This window comes from uncultured Arthrobacter sp., from assembly GCF_964021775.1.
Lineage (GTDB): Bacteria > Actinomycetota > Actinomycetes > Actinomycetales > Micrococcaceae > Arthrobacter.
In genome coordinates this window covers 1-22344 of record NZ_CAXHZI010000027.1, presented here as the reverse complement: position 1 = coordinate 22344, position 22344 = coordinate 1, and the positions used below count along the sequence as shown (strand labels likewise).

Genomic DNA, 22344 nt, shown 5'->3' with positions numbered 1-22344 from the left:
GAGCTATTCCAGCCGGCGCTGCTTGGTCTCCGGGGCAAAGAACGCCATCCAGAGCACCGAGATCAACACCAGGCCGCCGGCCAGCGCGAAGGACGTCGCCAGCCCCAGCTCCGGCCACAGGAACGCAGCAAAGACCAGCGGCCCGAAGCCGGCACCGAGCCGGGAGAACGTCGAGGCCCAGCCGAAACCCGAGCCGCGAAGTTCGGTCGGGTACAGCTCGGACACGTAGGCGTACAGCACCGGGATGGCCACCTGCACCACAAAGCCGAACACCAGCAGCCAGAACACGGCCGCCGTCGGGATGTCCACCACGACGGCGACGATCACCAGGGTCAGCGCCGACAGCGGGCCGGTGATGGCCAGGATCCACTTGCGGCCCGTCCGCTCCACCAGCAGCGCGGCGACCACCACGCCCAGCAGCCCGACGGCGGCCATCGACGCCGTCGTGAGGAACGCCTTGTACTCCTCGAAGCCGGCGCCGATCAGGATCCGCGGCATCCAGGTCAGCGACAGGTAATAGACCAGCAGGATGCTGAAGAACAAAGCCCAGGCCGCCGTCGTGATCTTCCAGTTGAACTGCCAGAGCGCGCGGAGCTGGGTCCAGGCGCTGCCGGCGGAGAGGCGGGGCGCGTCCTGGGGTTCGGGCAGGCTGTAGACCCGGGCTTCGGCGCCGGTGGCCGCGACCAGGGCGTCGATCACCTTGGCGGCTTCCTCGCGGCGGCCCTTGCGGATCAGGAACAGCGGCGACTCCGGGACGCTGCGCCGGATCCAGAACACCAGCAGCGCGGGCAGCACCATGATCAGCATAGTCAGCCGCCAGTCGGCGAACGCGGCGATGAGCCCGGCCGAAACGAAGCCGCACAGCGCCGCGCCGATCGGCCACCAGCCGTCCATCGCGGTGAGGACCCGGCCGCGCTGCCTGCGCGGCGTGAACTCGCCCACCAGCGCGTAATCCACCGGGATGCAGCCGCCCAGGCCGAAGCCCGCCATGAACCGGAACGCGACGAACCAGAGGAAGTCGGGGGAGAAGGCGCCCAGCACCGTAAAGATCGAGAAGATCAGCAGCGTGGCGGTGAAGGCCTTCTTGCGGCCGATCGTGTCCGCGATGGTGCCCCAGACGAAGGCGCCCAGGGCCATGCCGATCAGGTTCGACGTGCCGATCCAGGCCGCGTCGCCCGGGCTCAGGGACCAGTGCTTGGACAGCAGCGGAATGAGGATGCCGTTGAGCGTGACGTCCCAGGCGTCGAACATAAAGCCCAGGCCGCCGATCAGGAAGATCCGGCCCTGGACCTTCCACCGCCACGGCAGTTCCTGGACCACCTGTTCGCCGCTGGGCACAGTGGTGTACGTATTCATCTCGGCCTCCTGGGAAAACTCTACGTCCCGGGGCGGGCCAGCGGGGAAGCTTCACACTCCGGCGCGCGGGCGTCCCCGCAGCCGTGACGCGATAAACTGGCCGCATCCCCACCAACCGCGGCCGCGCCGCGATATAAGACGGAGACTTTTGTGAGCTTTACGCAGCTTGAGCGTGTATCCATCGACCGTGTTCCCATCCGCCGGGCCCTCATCTCGGTCTACGACAAGACCGGTCTGGAGGAGCTCGCCAAGGGCCTGCATGAAGCCGGCGTCAAGATCGTCTCCACCGGTTCCACCGCCAAGAAGATCGCCGCCGCCGGGATCCCGGTGCAGGAAGTCGAGGAAGTCACCGGCTCCCCGGAGATGCTGGACGGCCGGGTCAAGACCCTGCACCCGCGCGTGCACGGCGGCATCCTCGCCGACCGCCGCGTCCCGGCCCACATGAAGACCCTCGAGGACATGGCGATCGAGCCGTTCGACCTCGTCGTCGTGAACCTCTACCCCTTCGTGGAGACCGTGAAGTCCGGCGCCGCGCAGGACGACGTCGTCGAGCAGATCGACATCGGGGGCCCCGCGATGGTGCGGTCGGCCGCGAAGAACCACGCCGCCGTCGCGATCGTGGTGGACCCGGCGTCCTACGGTTCCGTGGTGGAGGCTGCCTCCTCGGGCGGGTTTGACCTGAAAACCCGACGCCGGCTCGCCGCCAAGGCGTTCGCGCACACCGCGTCCTACGACACGGCCGTGGCGACCTGGACCGCCAGCCAGTTCCTCGACGAGGACGGCGACGGCCTGATCGACTGGCCCGCCTACGCCGGCCTGGCTCTGGAACGCTCCGAGGTGCTGCGCTACGGCGAAAACCCGCACCAGCAGGCCGCACTGTACGTGGACAAGGCCGCCCCGGCCGGCATCGCCCAGGCCGACCAGCTGCACGGCAAGGCGATGAGCTACAACAACTTCGTCGACGCCGACGCCGCCCTGCGTGCCGCGTTCGACTTCGCCGAGCCCGCCGTTGCGATCATCAAGCATGCCAACCCCTGCGGTGTGGCCGTGGGCTCCGCGACCGCGGCGGACCCGATTGCCGACGCCCACGCCAAGGCCCACGCCTGCGATCCGGTCTCCGCGTTCGGCGGCGTGGTCGCGGCCAACCGCACCGTCACCGCCGGCATGGCCCGCACCGTGGCCGGGATCTTCACCGAGGTTGTCATCGCGCCCGGCTTCGAGGACGAGGCCGTGGAGATCCTCGCCAAGAAGAAGAACATCCGCCTCCTCACCCTGCCCGAGGGCTACGGCCGCTACCCGACCGAGTTCCGCCAGGTCTCCGGCGGCATGCTGGTCCAGGCCACGGACAAGGTCGACGCCGAGGGCGACAACCCGGCCAACTGGACCCTCGCCGCGGGCGAAGCCGCCGACGCCGACACGCTGGCCGACCTGGCCTTCGCCTGGACGGCGTGCCGGGCGGCCAAGTCCAACGCGATCCTGCTGGCCGCCGACGGTGCCGCCGTCGGCATCGGCATGGGCCAGGTCAACAGGCTCGACTCCTGCCGGCTCGCCGTCGAGCGGGCCAACACCCTGGGTGTGTCCGTGGAGTCCGACGTCGAGGGTGCCGGCGGCGCTTCGAACGCCGACGCCACCGGCGCTCCGGAACGTGCCCGCGGTGCCGTTGCGGCCTCGGACGCGTTCTTCCCGTTCGCCGACGGCCTGCAAATCCTGATCAACGCCGGCGTCCGCGCCGTCGTCCAGCCCGGCGGTTCCGTCCGGGACGAGGAAGTCATCGCCGCGGCCAACGCCGCCGGGATCACGATGTACTTCACCGGAGCGCGCCACTTCTTCCACTAGGGGATCTGCGCAGCGGTTGCCGCCAAGAGTGGACATGCCCTCCTTTTCCGGGAGGGCATGTCCATTTTTTGTGATGCCGTGGGGCCGTTTCGGGCTGCGGAACCGGTCCGGTGCAGGGGTTCCGCGGGACATGCTCATTCTTCGCGGCCAGGGGTGGGCATATGTCCCAGGCCCAGAGGGACATGCTCATTCTTCGCGGCCAGGGGTGGGCATATGGGGATTATGTCCGCTGGCTGGCACCTGCCGGAGGGCATGTCCATCCTGGGTGCGGGGGATGCGTCGGAGGGGCTTGTGCGACTTGCTCATTCTTAGCGGCCACAGGTGGGCATATGGGGATTATGTCCGCTGACTGCCACGTACGGAGGGCATGTCCCGGGGAGGCAACGCGGCGGCACCGCACCCGGCTGCGCACACAGCGACGCGGGGTCACTTGCCGCCCTGTCGAGGGGGATGGGTGGCAAATGACCCCGCGTTGCCCTGTTCCTTTCTTGGGTGGGGTTTCGTCGGGGGATGAGGTTCTTAGGAAGCTGCGGCGGTGCTGTACGCCTGCTGGATCACCGAGCCCCAGTACGGCCCGTACATCACGGTGGAGCGGGTGCCGTAGCCGTAGCTGTTGATGGAGTTCTGGTAACCGGAGGAGTTGGTGCCGATGAACCAGGGACCGCCCGAGGAACCGCCGGTCATGTCGCAGGGGATGCCCTGGGAGTTGAACTGCGGGTTGTTCGGATCGTCCGAGGCCGGCCCGGTGCAGCTGATCAGCGACTGCCCGTCGAACGGGGACGCGGCCGGGTAGCCGTAGGACTTGTAGGTGAGGCCGCGGGCGGCGTTGAACTGGACGCCGGAAGCACCGACGACGTCGGACAGGTTCTTCCCGTTCAGCGGGTCAACGACGGCGAACCCGGTGTCGTACTGCATGTCGCCGGCCGAGCTCCACTGGGTGGGGGTGTAGAGGGCATTGGCGGCCCACTTGCCGTAGGGCGCGGCGCCGTTGAGGTAGGCCGGTACGAAGACGAAGTTGGTGGCGAACGCCCCCGGGCCTTCGTTGACGCAGTGACCGGCGGTGGAGACGGTGCTCTTATTGCTGGAGCTCACCGAGTTGCCGGAGCAGACGTAGTTGCTGCCGCCCATCGTGAAGAACACCTTGCCGATGTTGGACACCGGTGATTCGGAAGCGTGCAGGGTGGTCTTGCCCCTGGCGGCCTTGCCGGAGATCTGGGTGCTCGAGCCCTTCTCCACGGTGGCCGCGGGGGACTTGTTGCCGCGGGCCAGGGCCCTGTCCGCCAGCACGTCGCCCGGGATTGCGGACTTCATGCGGTCGGGCGTCCAGTAGTCGGCGGCCTTTGAGCCGTCGACGGACTGGCTGGTCACCTGCGGGGCCCTCTTGTCCTGCGCCGCAGCGGGCGACGCAGTGGCCGCACCGGCCGCGCTGACGGCCAGTAGGGCCGCGGCGGAGAGGCTGAGGAGGCTGGTGGCCAGAGTCTTGGGTGTTCTCATGGGTGTCCTAACCGGGAGGAATGCGGGACGGCCAGCCGGGGCGGACCGCTGTGATGGGATAGAAGCTACGCCAGCGTGACGAGTGAGTAAAGCGATTTGTCAACATTTGTCACGAAAGATTTCCGCACCCTTGGGGCGGAGCCCGGCGTCACGGGGCCGACCCCGCCCGTCCCGGATAGGCACCAATCCGACCACCTCGGGTAAGTTAGAGCCGTTGAGATAACACAAGATTTCCGGATATCCGCAGACTTTCAGGGAGACGCCCGAGCAATGGCCAAGATTATCTATACCCACACCGACGAAGCGCCGATGCTGGCCACCTATTCGTTCTTGCCGATTGTCGAGGCGTTCGCGTCGACGGCCGGTGTGGAAGTGGAGACCCGCGACATTTCGCTAGCCGGCCGCATCATCGCCGTCTTCGGCGACTACCTCACCGAAGAGCAGCGCGTCAGCGACGCCCTGGCCGAACTGGGCGAGCTCGCCAAAAAGCCCGAAGCCAACATCATCAAGCTGCCCAACATCAGCGCCTCCGTGCCGCAGCTGAAGGCCGCCATCGCCGAGCTCCAGGGCCAGGGCTACGCCCTGCCGGACTACCCGGACAACCCCGCCTCGGACGAGGAGACGGACATCCGCTCCCGCTATGACAAGATCAAGGGCTCCGCCGTGAACCCGGTGTTGCGCGAAGGCAACTCCGACCGCCGCGCGCCCCTCTCGGTTAAGAACTACGCCCGCAAGAACCCGCACACCATGGGCGCCTGGACCGCGGAGTCCAAGACCAACGTCGCCCACATGGATGCCGATGACTTCCGCTCCAACGAGAAGTCCGTGGTGATCGAGGCGGACACCAACCTCAAGATCCAGCTGGTCAAGGAAGACGGCACGGTCAAGGTCCTCAAGCGCGCATTCCCCGTGCTTGCCGGCGAAGTCATCGACGGCACCGTCATGCGTGCCGCCGCGCTCGACGAGTTCCTGAAGGCCCAGGTCGCCCGGGCCAAGAAAGAGGGCGTGCTCTTCTCCGCCCACCTGAAGGCCACCATGATGAAGGTCTCGGACCCGATCATCTTCGGCCACGTCGTCAAGGCCTACTTCTCCGAGCTCTTCGCCACTTACGGCGAGCAGATCGCCGCGGCCGGCCTGAGCCCCAACAACGGCCTCGCCTCCATCCTGAACGGCCTTGAGGACCTCCCGGAGGAGATCCGCGGCGACGTCGAGGCGGCCATCCAGAAGGGCCTCAACGAGGGCCCCGAGCTGGCCATGGTCGACTCGGACAAGGGCATCACCAACCTGCACGTGCCCTCCGACGTCATTGTCGATGCCTCGATGCCGGCCATGATCCGCAGCTCCGGCCACATGTGGGGCCGCGACGGCCAGGAAGCCGACACCCTCGCCGTCCTGCCGGACAGCAGCTACGCCGGGATCTACCAGGTCGTCATCGACGACTGCCGTGCCAACGGCGCCTTCGACCCGACCACCATGGGCACCGTCCCGAACGTCGGCCTGATGGCCCAGGCCGCCGAGGAATACGGCAGCCACGACAAGACCTTCGAGATCCAGTCCGCCGGCACCGTACAGGTGGTCGACGACGCCGGCACCGTACTGATCGAACACCAGGTCGCCCCGGGTGACATCTGGCGCGCCTGCCAGACCAAGGACGTGCCGATCCGCGACTGGGTCAAGCTCGCCGTCACCCGCGCCCGCGCCTCAGCCACCCCGGCCGTGTTCTGGCTGGACAAGGGCCGCGCGCACGACGCCCGGATGATCGCCAAGGTCGAGGAATACCTCAAGGACCACGACACCGAGGGACTGCAGCTGGAAATCATGGCGCCGGACGAGGCCACGGCCTTCACCCTGGCCCGCCTGCGCAAGGGCGAGGACACCATCTCGGTCACCGGCAACGTGCTCCGCGACTACCTCACGGACCTCTTCCCGATCCTCGAGCTCGGCACCAGCGCCAAGATGCTCTCGATCGTTCCGCTGATCAACGGCGGCGGCCTGTTCGAGACCGGCGCCGGCGGCTCCGCCCCGAAGCACGTCCAGCAGCTGCTCAAGGAAAACCACCTGCGCTGGGACAGCCTGGGCGAATTCCTGGCCCTCGCCGTGAGCTTCGAGCACCTGGCGACCTCCACCGGCAACGCCCGCGCGCAGGTCCTCGCGGACACCCTGGACCGTGCCACCGGCACGTTCCTGCTGGAGAACAAGTCCCCGAAGCGCAAGGCCGGCGAGCTGGACAACCGCGGCAGCCACTTCTACCTGGCCAAGTTCTGGGCCGACGAGCTGGCCCGCCAGAGCGAGGACGCCGAGCTGGCTGCGGCCTTCGCCGCAGTCTCCGACGCCCTGGCCTCCAACGAGGAGACCATCGTCGGCGAACTGCTGTCCGTCCAGGGTTCCCCGGTGGACATCGGCGGCTACTACCGTCCGGACGACGCCAAGGTCTCCGCCGTGATGCGGCCCTCGGCCAAGTTCAGCGAAGTGCTGTCCCTGCTGGGCTAGCCCGCACCACGCGAACGGCGCACCGGGAGTTCCCGGTGCGCCGTTCGCGTTTAAGTGCTGCCGGACGACGACGGCGGTGCGCGCCGCCGCCGTCGTCCGCCGCGGCCGGCTCTGTGCCTAGCGGCCAGGCAACTGTCTGGCCGCCGGCTCTGTGCCTAGCGGTCGGAGATCCTGCGGTCGCCGCCTGCCTCACTGGCCGGTTCGGTGGCCAGATCCGGGTCCGCGTCCAGCGGCGCGCCGGTGCCCAGCACGTCGTAGTCCGGGTCGGTGACCGGCGTCAGGCCGCCGGGCTGGACGACCGCTTCCCCGTTGTTCACCCGCTCGCGCCACGCGCCGGTCTCGAAATCGCGGCCCTCGATGAACTTCTTGAATCGCTGCAGGTCCGCCCCCACCTGCCGGGAGTCCAGTCCAACCGCTGCGCCGATTTTCTCGGTGGCGGAGTCGGGCTCCCAGCTGAGTTCGACGTCGACCCTGGTCTCCGCCGGCCCGAGCTCGGCGAAGCGCACGGTGCCCGCGTTGCGGGGACTGTCCAGGCTTTCCCAGGACACCTGCCGGTCCGGGTCCTGGCTGGTGATCCGGGCGTCGTAGTCGCGTTTGACCCCGCCGATGCTGGTCTCGAAATGGACGGTGGTGTCATCGAGCTGCCGGACAGCGTCGACGCCGCTCATGAACTGCGGAAAATCCTCGAACTGGGTCCACTGGTTGTAGGCCTGGCTCAGGGGGACGTTCACCGCGATGGATTCCTGGACTGTTGCCATGCTTGCTTTCACTCCTTCGGCTGGCAGGTCTGCTGCCTGCGCCTCGTGTCAACGGACGGTACAAGGTGGTACGAGTGGTCGGAGACTGCTTTCGAAAACGTCAGGCCGTTTCCGGCCTGACTGACCAAGCTAGCCGGATCTCCCGGAGAGGGAAAGTCGCCGGACAGCGGTTGTCAGCCGCCAGTATCTCACCTAGGGTGCTAAGCAAGCTTAGCTTCTGCCCCGGGGGTGCCGTTTGCCCCGGACGGCCGGGCCAAGACAGCCAACCCCGAGGAGCAATCCCATGCGCGACGAGAACAACATCAACATTCCGGGCGCCGCCTCGGCTGAGCCGCCGGCCGTGAAGGAACCCACCACGCCCCGCGAACCGTTGCCGCCCAAACCGGACCAGCAAGGACCCGAAGCCGTGTCCCCGACGGGCACCCCCACCGGCGCCCCGGTCCATTCGCGCGCCCAGTCCGGTCCCTACCTGACCACCGCGCAGGGGCTCCGGCTCGGCGACACGGACCACTCGCTGAAAGCCGGCCGCCGCGGCCCCGTGCTGCTTCAGGACCACCACCTGCGCGAAAAGATCACCCACTTCGACCACGAACGCATTCCGGAGCGGGTGGTCCACGCCCGCGGGGCCGGCGCCCACGGCATCTTCCGCTCCTACGGCACGGCCGCCAAGATCAGCCGCGCCGGCTTCCTGGCCAAGGACGTCGAGACCCCGGTCTTCGTCCGTTTCTCCACGGTGCTCGGCTCGCGGGGCTCCGCGGACACGGTCCGGGACACCCGCGGCTTCGCCACGAAGTTCTATACCGACGAAGGCACGTTCGACCTCGTCGGGAACAACATCCCGGTGTTCTTCATCCAGGACGGCATCAAGTTCCCGGACATCATCCACGCCGGCAAACCCCATCCGGACCGGGAAATCCCGCAGGCCCAGAGCGCGCACGACACCTTCTGGGATTTCGTCTCGCTGCACACCGAGGCGCAGGCGCACACCATGTGGAACATGTCCGACCGTGCCCTGCCGCGCTCCTTCCGCACCATGGAGGGCTTCGGCGTTCACACGTTCCGTTTCGTCAACGCCGAGGGCAAGACCAGCCTGGTGAAATTCCACTGGAAGCCCAAGCAGGGCGTCCACTCGCTCGTCTGGGAGGAAGCGCAGCTCATCAACGGCATGGACCCGGACTTCCACCGGCGGGACCTTGCCGATGCCATTGAGGCGGGGGCCTTCCCGGAGTGGGAACTGGGCGTGCAGGTCTTCCCGGACACCGAGGAGGAGTTCTTCGAGGGCATCGACCTGCTGGACCCCACTAAGTTCATCCCCGAGGAGCTCGCCCCGGTGCAGCCGATCGGCCTGATGACCCTCAACGCCAACCCGGTGAACTACTTCGCCGAGACCGAGCAGGTCGCCTTCCACCCCGGCCACCTCGTGCCGGGTATCGACGTGACGAACGACCCGCTGCTGCAGGTGCGCCTCTTCTCCTACATCGACACGCAGATCAGCCGGCTGGGCGGGCCCAACTTCAGCCAGCTGCCGATCAACCGCCCGCACGCACCGGTCAACGACATGCTGCGCGACGGGATGCACCAGACGGCGGTCCACGGCGGGGCCGCCCCTTACCACCCGAACTCCCTGGACGGCGGCTGCCCCTTCCTGGCCGGGGCCGACGTCGGCGCCTTCATCGATGTGCCTGAAGAACTCGCGGCAGCCGTGAAGGAACGGAAGTCGCCGGCCTCCTTCGACGACCACTACAGCCAAGCCCGCCTCTTCTTCCGCAGCCTGACACCGGTGGAGCAGGACCACGTGATCCAGGCGTACACCTTTGAACTGGGCAAATGCCGCGAGCAGGCGATCCGTGAGCGGCAGCTGCTGGCGCTCGCGAACATCGACGCCGGCCTGTGCGCGGCGGTGGCCGCGGGCCTGGGAATGGACGCCCCCGCAGCCAGCGAAGAGGTCCCGGACACGGCGCCGAGCCCGGCCGTTTCGCAGCTGGGTGGCAGCTGGCCGGTGGCAGGCCGGGTGGTCGGGATCGTCGCGGACGCGGACAGCGACCTCGACTCCGTCCAGGCGGCCCGGGAGGCGTTGAATGCCGCCGGCATCGTGCCGCTGGTGATCGCGCCGTCCGGCGGGTTCCTGGGCGGGCCCGACGGCGGGATCCCGGTCCAGCGCAGTTACTTCACCGCGCGCTCCACCGAGTTCGACGCCGTACTGCTGGCGGGCTCGGGTGCGCCGGCAAAGGACGCGGCGGCGGGCCGGGACGCCAAGGCGGGCGAGCCGGGCGCCGCCGTCGACCCAAGGCTGGTGCTGCTCCTCGCCGAACTGTTCCGGCACTCCAAGGCAATCGGCGGCTGGGGAGAAGCCGGCGGCGTCCTGGACGCGGCGAGCATCCCGCAGGATGCCGCCGGGCTGGCACTGGGGGAGGCGCCCGCGGATGTGGTGCCACAGCTCACTGAGCTGCTGGCGGCGCACCGGGCCTGGGACCGGTTCCCGGCCGTGGGCGCCTAGCCTCCGCCCTTGCCTTTGTCCTTGCCCTTAGCTTTTCCGCCCGGCGCGTTGTTCACGGGTGCCGGGGCGGGAGCGGGTGCGGGCACCACCGCAGCCGCGGCGGCCGCGGCTGCGGCGGCCGCCTTGGCGTCGGCTGCGGCCTTGGCTGCCGCAGCGGCCTTGTCGGCGGCGGCCTGCTTCGCCGCGGCGGCATCCCGCGCGGCCTTGGCAGCCGCCGCTTGCTTGGCGGTGAGGTCGGCGCGGACGGCATTGATGGCGGCCGTGATGCTTTGGTGGCGTTTGAAGGACACCTGCCCGTCCGCGGCGGCCGTGTCGAGCTTGGCCGCCAGTTCATCCAGCAGTTTCAGCGCGCCCGCGGTGTCCTCGGTGGCGGCCGCTTCGGTGACGGCCAGCACCTGGGACTGGAGCTGTTGGGCCGCGGCACTCTCCAAATCGGGAGCTGGACCGGCGCATCCGGACAGCGAGCCAGCGATCAGGGCCGCCGCCACCAGGGGGCCGGCTACGGCAAAAGTGCGACGCCGGTTAATGTTGCTCATGGTTCTACGCTCTTCTGCAGTTGCTTCAGGTGCTCACCCAGGTTGCCGGTGACGGCTGGGTAGGGCACGACGGCGGGCGGCTTCGGCGCGGCCAGCAAGAAGGCGGCGCCGACCGCCGCCAGGAGGGCCACGAGGACCAGGATCACGGCGGCCTTGGTGCGGCGGCGGGACCGCAGGAATCCGGCGGCCGTACGGGACAGGACGCCTGTGCGGCGCTCCCGTCGGCTGGCGGCGCGCGGCGTCACGGCGCGCCGGCCCGGCGTGCCGGCTCCTGAAGCCGCGGTTTGCGCCGGCTCCTGAGCGGTGTCCTGAGCCGTGTCCTGAGCCGTGTCCTGCGCGGGGTGGGAGAGGGCGTCCGGGGGATTCACCGGTGCGGTCACCCCCGCGGCGGCCGCCGAGAGCGGCGGCCTGGCGGGCGGGGCAGGCAACACCCGGGTCCGCTCCTCGGCCAGAAGGCCCGGCAGTGAGTCAGGCGACACCAGAGCCTGGCGCAGGGCAACTTCCAGGTCTGCCGCGGCGGGCCGGTCCAAGGGGTCCAACGCCGTCATGGCCCGGATCAGCTGCGCCCATTCGGCCGGAACGCCGTCCGGCACCACAGGGGCCCGGTGCAGCCGGGCCACTGCCGACTCGACGGCGCTGCCGGGGTACTCCACGGAACCCTTAATGCATTCGAGCAGCACCAGGCCCAACGAGTAGATGTCGCTCGCCGGACCCATGTCCGCGCCGCGCGCCTGCTCGGGACTGAGATACGCCGCGGTTCCCACCATCGTGCCAGTGGCGGTGAGCCTGGTCCCGTCCACAATCCGGGCGATGCCGAAGTCGGTCAGTTTTGGCCGCAGCGGTTCGCCGGGACGGACCTGCACCAGCAGGACGTTGGCCGGCTTGATGTCGCGGTGGATGATGCCGAGCGAGTGGACGTACGCCAGGGCGTCGGCGAGGCCCGCGCCGATGACGGCCAGCTCGTCGAACGGGACCGGGCTGTGCCGTATCCGGCTCCGCAGGTCCTGGCCGTCCACCAACTCCATGGTCAGGAACGGCCTGGGCTCGTCCGGGACCCGGGTGTCAGTGCCCGCATCAAAGAGCGTGACCAGGCTCGGATGGTTGAGCGTGGCCAGCAGCTCGATCTCGGCCTGCTGGCGTTTAAGTTCGTCGGCATCCGCGGACTGCGGCGCGAACAGCTTGAGCGCGACCTCCCGGCCCAGGTTCTCGTCCCGGGCCGAGTAAACGGACGCCATACCGCCCCGGCCGATCACATCGCCCAGACGGTAGCGGCCGCCGAGGATCTCGGTCGTGACCTTACTGGGTGAAGCGTCCACGATATTCCCCGTCTTTTTCCTGGCGCCCCGGTGGCGTCCCTAAAGAATAATACGGGTGCGGGTATCGGGTTCCGGCACCGGGTGCAATGGAGCACCCAACTCTCATCACGGTCATCTGTGGTGGCGGTACCACCTTTCACGGGGAGGAATCGGTACCCGCCGGAGCCCGCGGAGCCGTTGAATCCCCCAGCGGACCCAACGACTTCGCTCCGGCGGTCATGGACCTGGACGGGAGCGCCCGCGGTTAGGGCGGGCGTCCCGCGGCCGGGGCTATCGCGGGGGTGGGGTGCTGCGGCAGGAACGCGCGGCTTACGGCCGCCGGGCCCGCCGCCAGGGGCACTGAGACGGTGCGCCTAGCGGGGGTGGGGGTGGCGGTTGGCCGGACGCGGACGGTGGTGTCCATGGGGAAAGCTCCTGAATGACTGGTGGCGGGTGCACATGGCAACCCGAAGGACCGTGCTCTGCGCAGGAAAATGGCAGAGAACGGCCCGACTAGTCAGGAGATGACCCGGGATCGGCGGAATCAGCCGGATGGACGTGCTGTAACGGGCCGCTGATGGGATCGGTGCCCACCGGCGGAATGAGGAAGAACGCGCTGGGGGTCAGCGCGGCAGCGCCGGAGGGCCCGGCGGACGCGGACCCGCTGCCGGAAGCTGACCCGGGTGCCGCAGGAAGGGCGTTCGGTGCCGGCAGGCCGGGACCGCCGCCGTACGGGCGGGGCCCGTCGTCGTTGCCGGTCGGCGCCGCAGGGGCGCCGTCGCCCGAGGAACGGGGGTGGGCCGGAGGGCGGTTTCCGCCGGTGGCCAGGTCAACGGGCGGACTCAGCGGGCCCCCCTGTTCCGGCAGGGCAAGGAAGGCAAGCGCGCCGGGGAGCGCTGCGGGCTGAACATTCATGCCGGCAAAGCGCTGCGGCTGTCCTCCGGCGTCAGCACTGAGCGCCTTCGCAGGAGGAGCCGGGGAGGCAGCCACGACGCTGCTCCCTGGCTGGACGCGCGGTGCCGGAGCAGTCGCCGGAGCGTTAGGGGCGGCAATGGGACTGGTCCCAGGGCTGGCCACGGGGCTGGGGACGGGTGGCACCACCGCGGGCGACGGCGTCGGCGGCACCGTACCGGGGACGGGGTCACCCGCCGGAAGCGTTGGCCCGGGAGCAGGCTGGGTGCCGGGTTCGGTGCCGGGCAAGGCGTCTAGGTCCGTATCGGGACTCGTCACCGGAACGGCGGGATCAACGGCTGGCGGCGGAGGGTCGCCGATCGGGACGGGCCCGGGGCCGGGGGCAGGCTCTGACGCCGGCTCCGGTGCGGGAGGAACGGTGGCCGGCGGCTCAACAACCTGCGGGACCGGCTCCTGCTGCGCGGCAGGTGGCACGGCCACCGGCTCCGAAGCAGGGGAACCCGGGACCGGGGGCTCAACAACCTGCGGGACCGGATCCACCTGCGCGACCGGCAGCAGCGGCAACGGGTCCGGGGTCACTGGAGTAAGGGGCGCCACCGGGGAAGAAACAGGCTCGGCAGCAACAGGAGCAACAGGGGCAGGAACAGGATCAGCAGCGGGCGCCGGAACAGGATCAGGGGCAGGGCTCACCGCTGGCTGGGACGTGCCGTCCGGCGGCTGGGCCACCGGGCTGGGCGCCAGCGGATCATCGGATTTCGGCAACTGGATCATGGTCGCGACGGCCGAGCCAGGCACCGGAACCGCGCTGGAAACCGTGAGCTCCCCGGCGTTGGCCGGGGCCGCAGACAGTGCCAGCCAGGTCAGCCCGGCCCCCACCGCCAGGAGCCCCCGCTGCAGATAGCGGCGAACCGGGAGAGGGTGTGGACGGGGAGGGCTTGCGGCAAATTCCATGCGCAACACACCTCCCCGAAAGCTATCGACGATTGGTCTACAGCGTAAGTCCCGGGGCCAGGGCGAGTCCATAGCGCGGCGCGAATTGGAGCGGAGGGACCCGGGTTTTAGCGGTCAACGCACGTCGTTCGGGTAGCTCACCCCGAGCTGCGCGCGGACGCCGTCGAACAACCGCATGGTGTTCAGGGAGTCCTCCAGCGGCATGACCGGGCTCTCGGTGAGCCCCTGCTGGATGCAGCGGGTCACCTCGCGGAGTTCGTAGCTGTAGCCGCGCCCCACCACACTGAACTGCTCGGTGCGCGGCTCCTCGAAGCCGACCCGCACCACCAGTTCCTTGGGGTTGTTGACGGACCCCAGGCTCTGCAGGAAGCCTTGGCTGCCGGCAACGGTGGCGGCGCGCGGACCGTGGGCCAGAAGCGAGGACGTCAGCTGAGCCTGGGCACCGTGGTGGTAGCCCAGGGTCAGCGCGTTCTGGGCGTCCACGCCGTCGTCGTTGATCCAGCCGGTGGCACTGACCGTCTGCGGGAACCCCAGCGTGCCCAGCGCCCACAGCAGCGGGTAGATGGTGATGTCCAGCAGGGCGCCGCCGCCGTCCCTGGGTGCCCAGAGCCGGGAGGTGGGGGAGTACGGGGCCGGGAAACCCAGGTCGGCCCCCACCCACTTGACCTCGCCGATTTCGCCCGAAGCGGCAATCTCGAAAGCGCGCTGCATGCTGGGCAGGAACCGGCTCCACATGGCTTCCATCAGGAACAGGCCCTGGTCCCGTGCCAGCTCGACGAGTTCGGCGGCCTCCCGCGAATTGACCGTGAGGGCTTTCTCGCACAGGACATGCTTGCCCGCCTGCAGCGCCGCCAGGGCGATTTCGTGATGGTGGGCGTGCGGAGTGGCGACATAGACGACGTCGACGGCGTCGTTGGCGAGCAGCCGTTCGTAGCCGGCCACGCCGTCCTGGTCGCCGTAGGCCCTGGCGAAGCCGTAGTCGGCCGCGAACGCCTCGGCCGCGGCCTGGCTGCGCGAGCTCACCGCGTAGAGCTCGGCGTCGGAGAGCAGCTCCAGGTCCCGGGTCACGGCGGCGGCGATCCCGCCGGTGGCGATCACGCCCCACCGCAGCCTGGCTCCGGTGGCGGTCCGCGGATCCTGGTCGGGTTGGCTGGAGAGCCAGGGCTTGGCGATGGGGGCAGTCATGGTGCCATCCTCTCACCCGTCTGCGGGAGGGCTGCGGTTTTGGTGGCGTGAGCTGCGGGAGGGATGCGGGGTGGGACACAAAAGGGCCCCGGCCCTCCCTTGCAGGGAGGTCCGGGGCCCAGGTGTTGGAGCGTCAGGCTACTTGGTGATCGGTCCGAGTACCGGATCGTCGACGTAGGCCGTCTTGACGTTTTCCTTGGTCACGATGACCGGCTCCAGCAGGTAGGCCGGGACGGTCTTGACCTTGTTGTTGTAGGACTTGTCATCGTTGATCTCAGGCTTCTTGCCGGCCTGGATGTCCTTGACCATGGTGATCGCGTGCTCGACGAGCTTGCGGGTGTCCTTGTTGATGGTGGAGTACTGCTCACCGGCCATGATCGACTTCACGGACTCAACTTCGGAGTCCTGGCCGGTGATGATCGGCAGCGGCTTGCCGGCGGCCTTGACCGAGGTCAGGACCGCGCGGGCCAGCGTGTCGTTCGGGGACAGCACGCCGTCCAGCGCAGCGCTGGCGTAGTTGCTGTTCAGCAGGGTGTCGGCACGACGCTGCGCGTTCTCTGCCTTCCAGCCCTGGGTAACGGCCTGGTTGAAGGACTTCTGGCCGGACTTCACCACGAGGGTGCCGTCGTCGATCTTCGGCTGGAGCACCTTCATGGCGCCGTCGAAGAAGACCTTCGCGTTGGCGTCATCGGGGGAACCGGCGAAGAGTTCGATGTTGTACGGGCCTTCGGGCTTCTTGGCCTTCATGCCGTCCAGCAGGGCCTGGCCCTGCAGCTCGCCGACCTTGAAGTTGTCGTACGCCACGTAGTAGTCCACGTTGGGGGTGTTCAGGAGCAGACGGTCGTACGCGATGATGGTCGCGCCGGCGTCCTTGGCCTGCTTGAGCTGGGTGCCCAGCTGGGCGCCGTCGATGGCACCCACGATGATGACCTTGGCACCCTTGGTGACCATGGCGCTGATCTGGTTCTGCTGTTCCGAGACGCCGCCGTTGGCGAACTGCACATCAGCCTTGAACCCGGCACCCTTGAGGCCGTCGTTGAACAGCTTCTCAGCCAGCACCCAGTTTTCGCTGGTCTTCTGGGGGAGTGCGACGCCGATCGAGGAGTCCTTGGGGAACGCCTCGCCGCCGCCGCTCGCGCCACCGGAAGTTCCGCTGTCGGAACGGCCGCAGGCTGTCAGCGCCAGTGCCGCAATAGCAGCGATCGCTGCTGCCTTTCCTGCTTTACCAATCATTTGCATTGCTTGGTTCACTTTCTATAGATGGTGTTCGGAGAATCAGGGGTTCGGGAGCCGGGAAACCGATCAGGCTTCCTTGGCAATGACCTCTTTGGTGGAAGTGGTCTCGTCGGGCTTGATCTCGTTGCCGCGGCCGAAGTTCTTCATCATCATGCCGATGATCGACCGCTTGCCCTGGGACTTGTTGTAGACGTCGAAGGCGACGGCGATCAGGAGCACGAGGCCCTTGATGATCTGGGTCAGGTCGGCGCCGACGCCGAGCAGCTGCAGGCCGTTGTTCAGCACAGCCATCACGAGGCCACCGACGATCGAGCCGATCACGGTGCCGACGCCGCCGGTTACCGCGGCGCCGCCGATGAAGACGGCGGCGATGGCGTCAAGTTCCCAGCCCACGCCGTCGAACGGGCCCGAGGCCGTGGAGCGGCCGACGAAGATCATGCCGGCCAGGCCGGCCAGGATGGACATGTTCATCATGACCAGGAAGTTGACCTTCTTGGACTGCACGCCGGACAGCTCGGCCGCGTGGCGGTTGCCGCCGACGGCGTAGACGTGGCGGCCGACGATGGTCTTGGAGGAGATGAAGCCGTAGACCAGGACCAGGACGGCCAGGATCAGGCCCGGGATCGGGAACGAGGTGCCCGGGCGGCCGGTCGCGAACAGGTACGTCGCATAGAGGATGGCGCCGCAGATCAGGACGAGCTTGGTGACGGTCACCCAGGCTTCGGGTACCTCGGCGCCCAGGGCCTTGGCCTTCCGGCGGGAGCGGATCTCGCTGACGACGACGAACGCCACACCGGCCAGCCCCAGCAGCAGGGTCAGGTTGTTGTAGCCGGTGACGGGCCCGAATTCAGGCAGGTAGCCGGAACCGATGTACTGGAAGTCGGCGGGGACCGGGATGGTGTTGGACTTGCCGACGAACTGGTTGAAGCCGCGGAAGAGCAGCATGCCGGCCAGCGTGACGATGAAGGCCGGGATACCGACGTAGGCGGTCCAGAAGCCCTGCCAAGCGCCGATCAGGGCGCCGAGCAGCAGGCCGAACAGGATGCCGAGGTACCACGGGATGCCCCAGTCCTGGATCATCAGGGCGACGCTGACGCCGACGAACGCCGCGACCGATCCGACCGAGAGGTCGATGTGGCCGGCGATGATCACCAGCACCATGCCGATCGCGAGGATCAGGATGTAGGAGTTGCCGTTGAAGAGGTTGATCACGTTGCCCGGGGTGAGGGTGTTGCCCCCGGTGGCGATCTGGAAGAAGACGATCAGTGCAACCAGGGCGAAGATCATGCCGAATTGGCGGGTATTGCCGCCAAAGAGCTTCTTGAGCGCGTTCATTTTGTCAGTCCTTGTTGTCCGGAATGTTCTGGATGGTCCAGAGTGTCAGGCGGTCTTGCGGGCGGAAGTCATGAGTTTCATGAGGCTTTCCTGGCTGGCTTCGTCTTTGTTCAGCACGCCGGTGATGGCGCCTTCGAAGATGGTGTAGATGCGGTCGGAGAGTCCCAGTAGTTCGGGGAGCTCCGAGGAGATCACGATCACGCCCTTGCCCTGGTTGGCCAGTTGCTGGATGATCCCGTAAATCTCGTACTTGGCGCCGACGTCGATGCCGCGGGTCGGCTCGTCCAGGATCAGCAGGTCCGGGTCGGTGAACATCCACTTGGCCAGCACCACCTTCTGCTGGTTGCCGCCGGACAACTTGGCGACGCCTTCCTCCACGGACGGCGTCTTGGTGCGCAGCGACTTGCGGTACTGCTCGGCGACGGTGAATTCCTTGTCGGCGTCGACGACGTTGTGCTTGCTGATTTTCTTCAGCGCCGCCGAGACCGTGGTGGCCTTGATGTCGTCCAGCAGGTTCAGGCCCAGGGACTTGCGGTCCTCGGTGACGTAGCCGAGGCCGGCGTCGATGGCCTGCTTGACGGTCTTCAGGTGCAGTTCCTTGCCGTCTTTGTAGACCTGGCCGGAGATGAAGCGGCCGTAGGAACGGCCGAAGAGGGACCGGGCGAGCTCGGTGCGCCCGGCGCCCATCAGGCCGGCGAAGCCGACGATCTCGCCGCGGCGGACGAAGAAGTTGGAGTTTTTGCAGACCAGGCGGTCCTGGATCTGCGGGTGCCCCACGTTCCAGTTCTTGACCTCGAAGAACGTCTCGCCGATCTTGGGCTCGTGCTCCGGGAAGCGGGATTCCAGGGTCCGGCCCACCATGCCCTTGATGATGCGGTCCTCGTCGACGCCGTCGGCCTTGACGTCGAGGGTCTCGATCGACTTGCCGTCGCGGATGATCGTGATGGAATCGGCGATCTGCTCGATCTCGTTGAGCTTGTGCGAAATGATGATCGAGGTGATGCCGCGGCCCTTCAGGCCCAGGATCAGATCCAGTAGGTGCTGGGAGTCGGATTCGTTCAGCGCCGCGGTGGGCTCGTCGAGGATGAGGAGCTTGACCTTCTTGTTCAGCGCCTTGGCGATCTCGACCAGCTGCTGCTTGCCGACGCCGATTTCCTTGACCGGGGTGTCCGGGTCCTCGCGGAGGCCGACCCGGGCGAGCAGTTCGGTGGAGCGGATCCGTGCCTCGGCCCAATCGATCACGCCGCGCCGGGTGGGCTCGTTGCCCAGGAAGATGTTTTCCATGATGGACAGCTCGGGGATGAGCGCCAGCTCCTGGTGGATGATCACGATGCCGGCGTGCTCGCTCGCCCGGATGTCCTTGAACTGCTGGACTTCGCTTTGGTAGACGATGTCGCCGGTGTAGCTGCCGTAGGGGTAAACGCCCGAGAGGACCTTCATGAGGGTGGATTTTCCTGCGCCGTTTTCACCGCAGATGGCGTGGATCTCGCCGGCCTTCACCCGCAGGTTCACCTCGGCCAATGCTTTAACGCCGGGGAACTCTTTGGTGATGGAGCGCATCTCGAGAATTATCGGATCGCTGTGCGTGTTGAGGGACGTCATCTGCCCTTACGCCTCCAATGCATGACTTCGTTGTCCGCCCCTGCAAACCGCAGGGCCGTCTGATGGAAAAGTAAACTGGATCACGCCGTTGTCGTCAAGTCTTTAACGCAACGGCCTGGTAACGGCTGCTTTAGTTTCGCCGGATTCCTGCGTGTTGGAAGACCAGGGCCGTGGCGCCCAAGGCCTCGGCACGGTCGCCGAGCGACGACATCGTCAGGGTGGTGGTTTCGCCGATCACGGGCACCGCGTGCCGCACCAGGCCGCGCCGGATCGGGTCCAGCAGCACCTCGCCGAGCCCTGCCAGCGGACCTCCCACCACGATCACCTCGGGGTTGATCAGGTTGGCGACGTTCCCCAGCGCGCGGCCGACGGCGAGCCCGGCGTCGTCCACAACGCGGAGCGTTGCCGAGTCCCGGGCGAGGGCCTTGCGCACAATGTCCTCGGGGGTCAGCGGCTTGTCCTCGCCGCGGCCCAGGAGCTCGATCATGGTGGTGGTCGAGGCGATCGTTTCCAGGCAGCCGCGGTTGCCGCAGCGGCAGACCAGGCCGTGCTCGTGGATGGTGGCGTGGCCGATTTCGCCGGTGATGCCGACGTTGCCGTAGTACGGCATTCCGTTCAGGATTAGCCCGGCGCCGATGCCCGAGCCGATCTTCAAAAAGAGCAGGTTGCTGATGCCGGTGTGCGGGCCCCAGGTCACCTCGGACAGGGCGCCGAGGTTGGCGTCGTTGTCGACGAAAACCGGGAGATCCAGCGCGTCTTCGAGCCGTTCGAGGATGTTGATGCCCACCCATTCGGGCAGGATGGCGCCTTGCGCCACAGTGCCGGTACGGCGGTCTATGGGGCCCGGGATCCCGACGCCGGCGCCCACCAGGGCGCTGCGTTCCACGCCGCTGCTGGCCAGCAGCCGGTCCAGCACCCCCACGGCGGCCGTGATGCCTTCCTCGGCGTGGTGGCCCAGTGGCAGCAGGACCGATTCCTCGGCGACGACGTGGTAGCTCAGCGAGGCCAGGACCACCCGCAGGTGGCGGCGGCCGAAGTCGATGCCGACGGCGACGGCGCCGTTGCTGTTGAGTCGGACGTTCAGGGCACGGCGGCCGGAGCTGGTGATCGGCTCGGTGGACGCCAGCCCGGCGTCCTGCATGATCTTGACGATGTTCGAGACCGTGGCCGTCGAGAGGCCGGTCTGCCGGGCCAGCTCCGCCTGGGTGGAGGGCCCGGCCAGCAGGCATTCGATGATCCGCTGCTGGTTCAGATGCCGAAGGGCGGATTGCGACCCGGGGTTTTTAGTGCGGCTCCTCGTTGAGCGCGTTGGTGAGGGCATGCAATGAAGAGTGCCCCATCGGGGCCTTGTAGTCAAGAAGTTAACGCAACGGCCCGGAGCCGTGTCTCCTCCGGTCCACCCGCCCGGGAAGCGCGAACGTACACTTGCGGCCCCCGCCGGCCCCGCACCCCGGCGCGAACGTACACTTGGGGCCCACGAAACCGCCCGGTTTGGGGCCCCAAGTGTACGTTCGGCCTCTGGGTGCGGCGGTTGGGGAGGGGCGGGTGCAGCGGTGGGGCTGGTCAGGCGTGCAGCTCGCGGTGCGCGCGCGCGAGGTCCTGGTAATGCGCGGCGTTGTGCTTGACGCTGTCGAACTCCTCATCGCTCAGTTCGCGGCGGACCTTCGCCGGCACCCCGGCGACAAGCGAGCGGGGCGGCACCACGGTGCCCTCCAGGACCACGGCGCCGGCGGCCACGAGCGAGCCGGCGCCGATCACCGCGCCGTTGAGGATGGTGGCACTCATACCGATCAGGCAGTCGTCCTCGACCGTGCAGCCGTGCACCACCGCGCCGTGGCCCACGCTGACCCGGGCGCCGATGGTGCAGGGGAAATCAGGGTCCGCGTGCAGCACGACGTTGTCCTGCAGGTTGGTCCCGGCGCCCACGGTGATCGTGGCGGTGTCGGCGCGGACGCAGACGCCGTAGAAGGCGCTGGAGTTCTCTGCCAGGGTGGCCTTGCCGATCACCGAGGCGCTCGGGGCAACGAAGGCGGATTCGTGGACGGCCGGGGTGTTGCCGGCGAAAGCGTATACGGGGCTCATGCCTCCAGCCTAGGACACTGGACCCTTGCGGGCCGGGCGGCGCTGAGTAGGATCGGGGCCATCCCGACGCACACCCCCAGGAGGCAGTCATGTTCCTGCAGTTGATGAAACGGTTGGAGGATGCCGAGGTGCTCGATCCGGCCGTCCGGACCGCAGAGCCGCTGGCCGCCCGGCTGATTGCCGACCCGCGGCTCCGGCGCTTCTTCCACGGCGACGCCACCGGCATCCCGCCGCATACAATCCTCACCGACGTGCCCTTCGGGGCCTGGTTCATGGCGATGTTCCTGGACCTGTTTCCGGACGAGGGCAGCCGCCGCGCCGCGCGCAGGCTGGTGGGCCTCGGCGTCCTCGCGGCGGCGCCGACCGGGCTCAGCGGCTGGGCCGAGTGGGCGCGGGCCGATCCTGCCACGCGGCGCGTCGGAGTCGTCCACGCCGTCGCAAATTTCACCGCGACGCTGATCTTCTTGGCATCCTGGCGCGCCCGGCGTAAGGACCGCCACCGGCTGGGCATTGGCCTGGCCCGGGCGGGCGCCATCCTGTTGGTGGTGGGGGGATTCCTGGGCGGTTACATGCGCAGCGTCCAGCGCCCCTGACAGACCCTCCCGCAGGTTTGGCGGCTATTGACGGGACGCTCCCGCAGGTTCGGCGGCTATTGACGGGACGCTCCCGCAGGTTCGGCGGCTATTGACGGAACGCTCCCGCCACACGTGAGGGAGGGTTGGGGAAAGCCGCCCTGATGTGAGGGAGGGTTGGGGGAAAGCCGCCCTGATGTGAGGGAG

The 22344-nt window shown here is 68.1% G+C and carries 15 protein-coding genes; 4 read left to right on the top strand and 11 right to left on the bottom strand.

What is annotated here, in order from left to right; translation table 11 throughout:
* Positions 1-3: 3 nt before the first annotated feature.
* Positions 4-1356, bottom strand: coding sequence for an MFS transporter (locus ABIN76_RS16140; RefSeq protein ID WP_346960690.1), 1353 nt, complete (start codon positions 1354-1356; stop codon positions 4-6).
* A gap of 150 nt (positions 1357-1506) precedes the next feature.
* Here ABIN76_RS16140 and purH point away from each other — a divergent pair, with 150 nt between their 5' ends.
* Positions 1507-3192: a bifunctional phosphoribosylaminoimidazolecarboxamide formyltransferase/IMP cyclohydrolase gene (purH, locus tag ABIN76_RS16135; protein ID WP_346960689.1), complete on the top strand. Its 1686-nt coding sequence runs from the start codon at positions 1507-1509 to the stop codon at positions 3190-3192.
* Positions 3193-3711: 519 nt separating this feature from the next.
* On the opposite strand, the gene ABIN76_RS16130 is transcribed toward purH, so the two are convergent.
* Positions 3712-4686 (bottom strand): hypothetical protein, encoded by a 975-nt coding sequence (locus tag ABIN76_RS16130; RefSeq protein ID WP_346960688.1) that lies wholly within the window; start codon positions 4684-4686, stop codon positions 3712-3714.
* Positions 4687-4956: 270 nt separating this feature from the next.
* On the opposite strand from ABIN76_RS16130, the gene ABIN76_RS16125 reads away from it, so the two are divergent.
* A complete protein-coding gene (locus ABIN76_RS16125) occupies positions 4957-7176 on the top strand; it encodes an NADP-dependent isocitrate dehydrogenase (protein WP_346960687.1) in 2220 nt (739 codons plus the stop codon).
* Positions 7177-7331: 155 nt separating this feature from the next.
* Here ABIN76_RS16125 and ABIN76_RS16120 read toward each other — a convergent pair whose 3' ends face one another.
* Positions 7332-7934: an SRPBCC family protein gene (locus ABIN76_RS16120; protein ID WP_346960686.1), complete on the bottom strand. Its 603-nt coding sequence runs from the start codon at positions 7932-7934 to the stop codon at positions 7332-7334.
* A gap of 283 nt (positions 7935-8217) precedes the next feature.
* Between ABIN76_RS16120 and ABIN76_RS16115 the strand changes: the two genes are divergently transcribed.
* A complete protein-coding gene (locus ABIN76_RS16115) occupies positions 8218-10431 on the top strand; it encodes a catalase (RefSeq protein ID WP_346960685.1) in 2214 nt (737 codons plus the stop codon).
* Here the strand turns inward: ABIN76_RS16115 and ABIN76_RS16110 are convergent.
* The 8 genes from ABIN76_RS16110 to ABIN76_RS16075 all read right to left on the bottom strand — a co-directional run bounded on the left by ABIN76_RS16110 (position 10428) and on the right by ABIN76_RS16075 (position 21565).
* Positions 10428-10967 carry a mucin-associated surface protein gene (locus ABIN76_RS16110; protein ID WP_346960684.1) on the bottom strand — a complete coding sequence of 180 codons (540 nt, stop codon included), beginning with the start codon at positions 10965-10967 and terminating at the stop codon, positions 10428-10430. The genes ABIN76_RS16115 and ABIN76_RS16110 overlap by 4 nt on opposite strands.
* On the bottom strand, positions 10964-12286 hold the full coding sequence (locus ABIN76_RS16105) for a serine/threonine-protein kinase (RefSeq protein ID WP_346960704.1): 1323 nt from the start codon (positions 12284-12286) through the stop codon (positions 10964-10966). The genes ABIN76_RS16110 and ABIN76_RS16105 overlap by 4 nt, the downstream gene beginning before the upstream one ends.
* A 1953-nt stretch (positions 12287-14239) precedes the next feature.
* Positions 14240-15310 (bottom strand): Gfo/Idh/MocA family oxidoreductase, encoded by a 1071-nt coding sequence (locus ABIN76_RS16100; protein WP_346960683.1) that lies wholly within the window; start codon positions 15308-15310, stop codon positions 14240-14242.
* A 138-nt stretch (positions 15311-15448) separates the two neighbouring features.
* Positions 15449-16549 carry a sugar-binding protein gene (locus tag ABIN76_RS16095; RefSeq protein ID WP_346960682.1) on the bottom strand — a complete coding sequence of 367 codons (1101 nt, stop codon included), beginning with the start codon at positions 16547-16549 and terminating at the stop codon, positions 15449-15451.
* Between the two features lie 63 nt (positions 16550-16612).
* The gene (gene mmsB, locus ABIN76_RS16090; protein WP_346960681.1) at positions 16613-17881 is read right to left on the bottom strand and encodes a multiple monosaccharide ABC transporter permease; all 1269 of its coding nucleotides are present in this window, start codon (positions 17879-17881) and stop codon (positions 16613-16615) included.
* A 45-nt stretch (positions 17882-17926) separates the two neighbouring features.
* Positions 17927-19483 (bottom strand): multiple monosaccharide ABC transporter ATP-binding protein, encoded by a 1557-nt coding sequence (gene mmsA / locus ABIN76_RS16085; protein ID WP_346960680.1) that lies wholly within the window; start codon positions 19481-19483, stop codon positions 17927-17929.
* Positions 19484-19613: 130 nt separating this feature from the next.
* The gene (locus tag ABIN76_RS16080) at positions 19614-20804 is read right to left on the bottom strand and encodes an ROK family transcriptional regulator (RefSeq protein ID WP_346960679.1); all 1191 of its coding nucleotides are present in this window, start codon (positions 20802-20804) and stop codon (positions 19614-19616) included.
* 242 nt (positions 20805-21046) lie between these two features.
* Complete coding sequence (locus ABIN76_RS16075) at positions 21047-21565, bottom strand: gamma carbonic anhydrase family protein (protein WP_346960678.1); 519 nt, start codon at positions 21563-21565, stop codon at positions 21047-21049.
* 89 nt (positions 21566-21654) lie between these two features.
* Here ABIN76_RS16075 and ABIN76_RS16070 point away from each other — a divergent pair, with 89 nt between their 5' ends.
* Positions 21655-22158 (top strand): DUF2231 domain-containing protein, encoded by a 504-nt coding sequence (locus ABIN76_RS16070; protein WP_346960677.1) that lies wholly within the window; start codon positions 21655-21657, stop codon positions 22156-22158.
* Positions 22159-22344 lie beyond the last annotated feature (186 nt).

Bases quoted from the DNA above. Each gene is read 5' to 3' on its own strand.
- mmsB (WP_346960681.1), bottom strand. From the start codon at position 17,881: ATGAACGCGCTCAAGAAGCTCTTTGGCGGCAATACCCGCCAATTCGGC.
- ABIN76_RS16125 (WP_346960687.1), top strand. From the start codon at position 4,957: ATGGCCAAGATTATCTATACCCACACCGACGAAGCGCCGATGCTGGCC.
- ABIN76_RS16140 (WP_346960690.1), bottom strand. From the start codon at position 1,356: ATGAATACGTACACCACTGTGCCCAGCGGCGAACAGGTGGTCCAGGAA.
- ABIN76_RS16115 (WP_346960685.1), top strand. From the start codon at position 8,218: ATGCGCGACGAGAACAACATCAACATTCCGGGCGCCGCCTCGGCTGAG.
- ABIN76_RS16080 (WP_346960679.1), bottom strand. From the start codon at position 20,804: ATGCCCTCACCAACGCGCTCAACGAGGAGCCGCACTAAAAACCCCGGG.
- mmsA (WP_346960680.1), bottom strand. From the start codon at position 19,483: ATGACGTCCCTCAACACGCACAGCGATCCGATAATTCTCGAGATGCGC.
- ABIN76_RS16100 (WP_346960683.1), bottom strand. From the start codon at position 15,310: ATGACTGCCCCCATCGCCAAGCCCTGGCTCTCCAGCCAACCCGACCAG.
- ABIN76_RS16095 (WP_346960682.1), bottom strand. From the start codon at position 16,549: ATGCAAATGATTGGTAAAGCAGGAAAGGCAGCAGCGATCGCTGCTATT.
- ABIN76_RS16075 (WP_346960678.1), bottom strand. From the start codon at position 21,565: ATGAGCCCCGTATACGCTTTCGCCGGCAACACCCCGGCCGTCCACGAA.
- ABIN76_RS16110 (WP_346960684.1), bottom strand. From the start codon at position 10,967: ATGAGCAACATTAACCGGCGTCGCACTTTTGCCGTAGCCGGCCCCCTG.
- ABIN76_RS16070 (WP_346960677.1), top strand. From the start codon at position 21,655: ATGTTCCTGCAGTTGATGAAACGGTTGGAGGATGCCGAGGTGCTCGAT.
- ABIN76_RS16130 (WP_346960688.1), bottom strand. From the start codon at position 4,686: ATGAGAACACCCAAGACTCTGGCCACCAGCCTCCTCAGCCTCTCCGCC.
- ABIN76_RS16120 (WP_346960686.1), bottom strand. From the start codon at position 7,934: ATGGCAACAGTCCAGGAATCCATCGCGGTGAACGTCCCCCTGAGCCAG.